The sequence below is a fragment of the Dehalobacter sp. CP genome (assembly GCF_047652685.1).
Lineage (GTDB): Bacteria > Bacillota > Desulfitobacteriia > Desulfitobacteriales > Syntrophobotulaceae > Dehalobacter.
Genome location: NZ_CP157399.1, coordinates 1,017,827 through 1,025,000 on the forward strand (window position 1 = coordinate 1,017,827; position 7,174 = coordinate 1,025,000).

Here is a 7,174-nt window from a genome sequence, read left to right on the forward strand (position 1 = left end):
AATCAAAAAATCTATTGTCCTGGCAGGATTTGGGCAATATAATAGACCATAGATATAGAAGCATAGGGGGATATGAACAATGAATGCCATGATGACGCAGACAGATATAATGGTCCTGAGCGGAACATTGCTGCTGGTGCTGTTCATAGCACTAATATTTTACATAAAATACGATATAGTATGTCTTGATGGACTGGCCAGGGGCCTTAAACAGATAAGTAATGCGGATAAGGTACTGTCGTTTGATCAAAAGGGCAAAATGGACACGCTGCTGGATATGGCCTCTAAAACAGGAAACCCGGTTTTAGAAACGCTTTGGAAAGAATATCACCGGGAATATACAAATCGGCTCAAAGGTGAGATCTGTCCGGACATTCCGTATTACTTTAATGAAAACAATATGATCAATATCCCGTGCGGGCGGCAGATGATGGAGCGCGCAGGTTTGACTCTTTTTATTCTGGGTATTGCCGGGTCGCTGATATATCCCTCTTTGTATTTTCTGGGTTTTGACGGGACGGTGACACCGGAAGGCATCATCAGGAGCCTTGGCATCCTGTTTTTGGAGCTCGCAGCGGTCTCCGTAATTGTCTTTCTGTTTAAAGTGGCAGATGCAGCCAGTCTAGAGAGAACCAGGAAAGGGCTATGGGAATATCAATACAAGCTTTCCGAATGGCTGAATCCGATTTCCGAACCCACGGAGATCAGTCTTTTGGTCGAGAGCCAGCGTCAAAACACCCTGGCTTTTCAGGACGCGGTGCAGCGGCTGGAAAACAGATTGGATTCCTTTGAGACAGAGACGATGGCGCCGATGCTTGGAGATACGTTCAGGGAAGCCATCGAACAGAATATTACGCCGGTATTAAAGCAGACTTCAGGCGTGCTGACCGATCTTTCAGAGGCGCTGATCACCAGGCAGGAAAATGGGATGAAAGAACTGGCTCAGACCTTTACTGAAAAAGTCACGGCGGTTACGGCCGACAGGCTGAATACGTTTACAGAAAAGACCACTGAGATTACCGGGGCTCTGGTAACTGTTGTATCAGGTATGAGCAGGATCCAGGAAGCAACCGAACAAAACGCAAAATCTCAGGAAAAACTTTGTGTACAGTCTCTTGATGCACTGAATGAAGCCGGTAAAGTTCAGACACAGGTCTCGGAGGCATTGCGGGCCTCTCTGGACAGCGTCAGGGCGGCAGAAGCAGTTGCTGCAGAGATGAGGGCGTATGCAGTTCAAGGTATGGATAAAGCCGATGCCATGGCGCTGCAGTCGCTGCAGCTGCTCGAAGGGAATATGGAGCAAGTGAAATCGGTCCAGAATGGGATTGCAGAGCTGGCGGGTACACTGCAGGGGCATATGGATCAATCCATCACCATGATTTCCGAAACACTGACCAGCGCAGTCGAAAAATACGCGGAAATTTTTGCAGGGATCGAGGCATCAAGAAAACTGCACGGTGAACAGACGGATCAAAGAATTGGGCAGATGGTGGAGGGCCTAGATCTAAGTTTTTCGGATTTCAGCAACCGGATCTTGAACTCCAGTGCGCTGGCGATAGATAAACTGACCTCTTCCGTAACTGAGATCTCTGAATCAAGCAATCAGCTGCTGGAACAAATTAATGAAAACGCTTCCCAGATGTATGCGGAGATTACCGGCAAGCTGGATAATTCCAATATGCAAATTTCCGGATACCTGGCTCGGGCTGTTGCGGAATATGCGGAGGTCAGCAACAGAATGGAAGCGTCCCGTGAAAAATACAGCGAAGAACTGGATAACAGGCTCAGTCAGTTAATCAAGGCAACCGATGAAAGGTTGGCGGGCTACACAGAGAATATCATGGAATCCCATACGCTGACAGCTCAAAAATTAACGGCAGTCGCGGAAGGTTTCTCGCTATCAAGCAGCAATTTATTGGAACAGATCAACGAACGCGCTTCCCGGCTGTTCAGTGATGTGGCAACCAAGCTGGAAAGTTCCAATCTGCAAATCTCCGGAGATCTTGTCAGGGCGGTTGAAGGATACACAGAAGTCAGCACCCAAATGGAAGCATCCCGCGAAAAATATGGTTATGAGCTGGATGAAAGGCTTAGTCAGCTGATGGCGAAAACCGATGAACGTTTGTCGGATTACAGCAACAGAATCATGGCCTCCAACCTGCAGACAACGGAAAAACTGGCAGATATGGCCGCGGAGGTATCGCTCGAAGGCAAAAATATGCTGGAAAAGGCAGGCCGTCAGGCTTCTGATCTTTATGGCGATTTGCTTAGCAGGATGGATAAGTCCATTGATTCCATGGGCGAAAATCTGGCAGTAAGTATGCGGGCTGCCATGGGTGAAAGCATAGAAATTGTAGAGAAGCTGGCAGTCAGGACTGCAGAAATGAAAGATCTGTATGACGACTACTTCACCCGGATCGCGGAGCAGTCTTCGAAGACCCTGGATGAGCTCGATTTCAGCATTCAGAAGACACTAGCATCCTTCTCATCAGAAACGGCCGAGATCATCAGCAAAATTACGAACAACTCTTCCGGAGCACTGGAATTCTTTGATAAAGGGATTAAGGAACTGGTTGAAAATATGGACGAGCATTCCCGCAGTATCGGTCTCTACGCCAAAGAAATTAATATTGACGTGGCCGATCTGTCTGCAAATCTCAGGCTGTCCGTACAGGAATTTAATGAGCGGATTCAGGACGGGATCAATGGAACCTTTGCAGATTTTGACAAGGGTCTCGGGGAAGTAACCCTGAGGCTGGCCACCATCCTTGAAAGTATCAGAGATTCTGCAGAAGCGCTGCAGAGCGCTTTAAAAACAGGAACGAAGCAGTAAACAGGAGTAAAGTATGCAGAGGTTTACCCCGGAGCGATTAAACAGCACAATGGATGTTCTGCGTGAGACCGTTTTACTGCCTCACGAGTTTGCGGAGCGGGTCAGCCGGAATCGTGAGCCTGAAATAGTTGAAGACGATTTCAGCAGATTCCAGGGCTCTCTGGAGAGCTATGCTTTTTCCCTGGGTAAAAGGGAACTTGAGGATTGTCTTATCGCTTTGATACAGGATGACAGGCCGGAAATGAAGTCCGTGATCCTTCAGATTCTTAAACTGCGGATGAGTCCAAGGCTGATCAGCTTGATCCGGGCGCTCACTCAGTATTTTTATGAGCTTCCGGAAATGAGAAAGGCTTCAAGGCTTGCAGCAAATTCTAGGGATTGCAGTGATAAGCTCCTGCATGAGTTGTTTGATCAGGAAAAGGATATTATTGAAGCTGCGGTGAATCTGATTCATCAAAATGAGGAAATGGTTTCTCCGATGATCACGAGATACAGGTTGATTACAGGGAGCCCTTTTTGCAAAGCTGTAATCCGCAGATTTTTTCAGGATGGAAATGAGGAAAGCTTCCTCTTAAATGAGGATTATTTTTTAGAAATGATTGATGCGGATTCTGAACAGGATTTAGTGCCTGTGGTCATTAATTATCTTGATCAGCCCTGGAAGCAGGCTCCTTCTAGGTCTATCAACCGGAAAATGCTCCAAAGGTTTGGCCTGCCTGAGGATGAGAAATCCTGGATCTGGGCAGACATCGGTACTGATCTGATTGCGAAATATCGTCAGTGGGTTTTCCTGGACATGATGGAGGATTTTTTTGGTCTGGATAACCGAAAATATTTGATTTTCAGCAGGTATTATCAGGAGCTGAAACATATCGGTCTCTACCATGACGATCAGATCATGGTCCTTGATTTTGGACAATTCGGCATCTTAAATCTGAAAGAGATGGCCGAATATTCCTGGCTGATGGAAAAATCAACACTGGAAGTGGAGCTGGAAACCCTGCAGAAAGGGGAAGAACTTCGCTTGATTCACAGGAAGACAGATATCGAGGCCAGAGATGTTATCATTGAAGAAAAAAGCTCAGATATTCTGGTTTTAAATCTTACCGGAGTAGGTAAGCTATATGTTGCAGAGCTAATGGGGGAACTGCTCCGCAGGGGCGAAGAGATCTGGCCGGTCAAGTTCAAGCATGCGATATCCCGCTTTCGGGAAAAAATCTATTAATAGGTGATCCACCCATAGACGAAATACTTAATTGTGAAAGAAACGCCCTGCCCGGAATATTTCTTATACTCCGAACAGGGCGCTTCATTTTATTGCTTTATAAACAAAAGACTAACGGTATAGTGCTATTCGCGGCCAAGTGAAACACGATGCGAAACGCGATTGTTTGCGCCATGGATAGCGTAACAGTCGAAGAGCGGATAGTACCATGCCGTAAGCATCTATTTTAACTTAGAAAATAAACGGCTGATCAAGATACTTCGAGAACAATTCAGGATTCACACATCTCGATTTTGCTTCCTCTAGGGTTACCATCTTCCGTTTGACCAGATTCGCCAGGGAATAATCCATCGGGGCCATACCGACTTTGATGCCAGTCTGAATAACTGTGTCAATCTGGTGGGTCTTGCCTTCGCGGATCATATTCCGGACAGCGTCATTGACGATGAGAGCTTCCATCGCTGCAACACGTCCGGTGCCATCAATAGTAGGCAGCAGCTGCTGGCAGATAATGCCCTGAAGAACAGATGCCAGCTGAACTTTAATCTGCTGCAGCTGATTCGGCGGAAAGACATCGATGATCCGGTCAATAGTAGTCGCTGCGGATGAAGTATGGAGCGTGGACAAGACCAGGTGGCCTGTTTCTGAAGCCATCAGGGCTGTGTTGATCGTCTCAAGGTCGCGCATTTCACCGACCAGGATAACATCGGGGTCTTCACGCAGTGCAGACCGTAAAGCATCTGCAAAGGTATGGGTATCGTCGCCAATCTCACGCTGGTTTATCATGCATTGATTATGGGCATGCAAATATTCGATCGGGTCTTCGATGGTAATGACGTGACTGTTGCGGTGCGTATTCATATGGCGCACCATGGCAGCAAGGGTAGTGGATTTACCGGAACCGGTCGGACCTGTGACCAGGATCAGACCTCTGGGTTTCATCGAGAGGTCTTTCAGGATATCGGGAAGTCCCAGTTCGTTTATGCTTGGAATATCAGGAACAATGACCCTGATCGCGGCTGCCATGCTTTTCCGTTGGCTGTAGACGTTAACCCTGAAACGGCTGATACCAGGGATCGTATAGGAAAAGTCAACTTCTCCCTTTTGCTGCAAACGGTTTTTCACGGGTTCATCCATCAGTTCGTCGACAAGCTCTTTAGTGTCCAACGGAGACAAATACTTGGCGTTTGCCATCGGAGTCAAGATACCATTGATTCTGAACATTGGGGGGAGACCGGTTGTGATGTGGAGGTCAGAAGCTTTCAGTTCCAATGACATTAAAAGTAAGTCCCTGATATTTAGATTCATACAAACACTCCTCAACATAATTAGATTTGATCGGTCTATTCAATACTATAGGTTACTTTTAATAATTCTTCCGTGGTGGTGGTTCCGTCCAGAACCAGACGGGTACAGGTATCACGCAGAGAAATATAGCCAAAGCGGCCGGCAATATGTCTTATCTGATCAGGAGTCACTCCCCGGTTAACCATCTCGCGGATATCCTTGTTGATCGGAATGATTTCATGGATGGCAGTTCTGCCGTGATAGCCTGTGTAATTACAGGCAGGACATCCAGTCCCTTTGTATAGCGGCTGGGGTTCTCGCAGTTTCAGCAGCATCATTTCGGCATGTTCCGGCCGGTATGAAGTTTTGCATTTCGTGCATATTTTACGGACAAGTCTCTGGGCCATCAGGCCGACAACCGCGGAAGAGACGAGATAGGATTCAATTCCCATATCGACAAGTCGGAGGATCGAGGAAGCTGCGTCGTTGGTATGAATGGTGCTTAAGACCAGATGGCCGGTGATGGCAGAACGGATCGCAATCTGGGCTGTTTCGGAGTCCCGGATCTCTCCGATCATGATAATGTCCGGGTCCTGACGCAAAATGGACCGCAGTCCCGAAGCAAAAGTCAGGCCAGCTTTGGTATTGACCTGGACCTGGTTGATCCCATCCATCCGGTATTCAACAGGATCTTCTACGGTGATGATATTGACAGTGGGTTTATTCAACTCCCGCATGACTGCATAAAGTGTCGTGGTTTTTCCGGAACCGGTGGGGCCCGAAACAAGGATGATCCCATTCGGACTTTTAATAATCCTGTCAAACAGCTCAAGATTTTCGGTAGTGAAGCCCAGTTCGGATTTGGTATAGGTACTATTTCTCATCCCAAGGACACGGATTACAATCTTTTCTCCGTGGACGGTAGGCAGAATGGATAGTCTGAGGTCAACATTGTTGCCGTCAATGCTGACTTCGATCCTGCCGTCCTGGGGCAGACGCTTCTCGGCAATATCCATTTGTCCCATGATCTTGATTCTGGTGACAATGGCCTGGTGGGCCGCTTTGGATGTTTTCATGGCTTCCTGAAGTTCTCCGTCTATTCGGTAGCGGATCCGCATTTCATCGTCAGAAGGCTCAATATGTATATCGCTCGCATTGGTCTTGATGGCATGCTGGATCACGGAATTGACTAGTCTTACGACCGGTGCATTCGTCACCTCATCGCCGAACTGGTCGTCAATTCCGGAAAAATCAACAAGGTCATAGGTTTGTTTCAGTTCTTCAATCGCTTTTTCGGCGCTTTCCTTGCCATAATAGCGCTCGATCGCATTCATGATATCTGACGCGGTAGCCATGGCTGGCTTGATGTCAAGGCGGGTGGCCCGTTTGACATCATCGATCGCATAAAAGTCCAACGGATCGACCATGGCAACGATTAGCACATTGTTTTCCTTCCTGATCGGGATCAAGGAATGCTTTCTGACCATTCCTTCCGTAATCAGACCGGTCGCCAGAGGATCTATCGGAGTTTCGCCAAGGTCAAAGTATGGAATGTGATATTGAAATTCCAGCACTTTGAGTAGCTGTTTTTCCGTAATGGATTTCGTTTCAATAAGGATCTCGCCCAGTTTTTTAGAAGTTTTGGACTGCATTTCCAAAGCATCTTCGAGCTGCTTGGTAGTAATCACCTCTGATTCAACTAAAAGCTGTCCCAGTTTTCGCATCGTTTCCGGCATATTTTTTCTCCAATTGATTGTTTATATTTTGTCTATTTTAATTTATTGTATTATAGTGTAAATCAAAAATAAAGAAAAATTGCTAATATTTAC

General features: G+C 46.9%; 4 protein-coding genes. 2 read left to right on the forward strand and 2 right to left on the reverse strand.

From position 1 onward, the window contains the following. Window positions 1–79: 79 nt before the first annotated feature. The gene (locus AAH944_RS05165) at window positions 80–2,833 is read left to right on the forward strand and encodes a methyl-accepting chemotaxis protein (protein WP_415537053.1); all 2,754 of its coding nucleotides are present in this window, start codon (window positions 80–82) and stop codon (window positions 2,831–2,833) included. 13 nt (window positions 2,834–2,846) lie between these two features. Then, complete coding sequence (locus tag AAH944_RS05170; RefSeq protein WP_415537055.1) at window positions 2,847–4,058, forward strand: hypothetical protein; 1,212 nt, start codon at window positions 2,847–2,849, stop codon at window positions 4,056–4,058. 231 nt (window positions 4,059–4,289) lie between these two features. Here the strand turns inward: AAH944_RS05170 and AAH944_RS05175 are convergent, their stop codons facing one another. Together AAH944_RS05175 and AAH944_RS05180 are read right to left on the reverse strand one after the other, a co-directional pair. After that, window positions 4,290–5,366 (reverse strand): type IV pilus twitching motility protein PilT, encoded by a 1,077-nt coding sequence (locus AAH944_RS05175; protein WP_415537057.1) that lies wholly within the window; start codon window positions 5,364–5,366, stop codon window positions 4,290–4,292. A 35-nt stretch (window positions 5,367–5,401) separates the two neighbouring features. Then, entirely contained in the window at window positions 5,402–7,081 is a 1,680-nt protein-coding gene (locus tag AAH944_RS05180; protein ID WP_415537058.1) for a GspE/PulE family protein, read from the reverse strand. Between the last annotated feature and the right edge of the window lie 93 nt (window positions 7,082–7,174).

Excerpts from the sequence above, each read along its gene's own strand:
- AAH944_RS05180 (WP_415537058.1), bottom strand. The coding sequence starts at position 7,081 with ATGCCGGAAACGATGCGAAAACTGGGACAGCTTTTAGTTGAATCAGAG.
- AAH944_RS05165 (WP_415537053.1), top strand. The coding sequence starts at position 80 with ATGAATGCCATGATGACGCAGACAGATATAATGGTCCTGAGCGGAACA.
- AAH944_RS05175 (WP_415537057.1), bottom strand. The coding sequence starts at position 5,366 with ATGAATCTAAATATCAGGGACTTACTTTTAATGTCATTGGAACTGAAA.
- AAH944_RS05170 (WP_415537055.1), top strand. The coding sequence starts at position 2,847 with ATGCAGAGGTTTACCCCGGAGCGATTAAACAGCACAATGGATGTTCTG.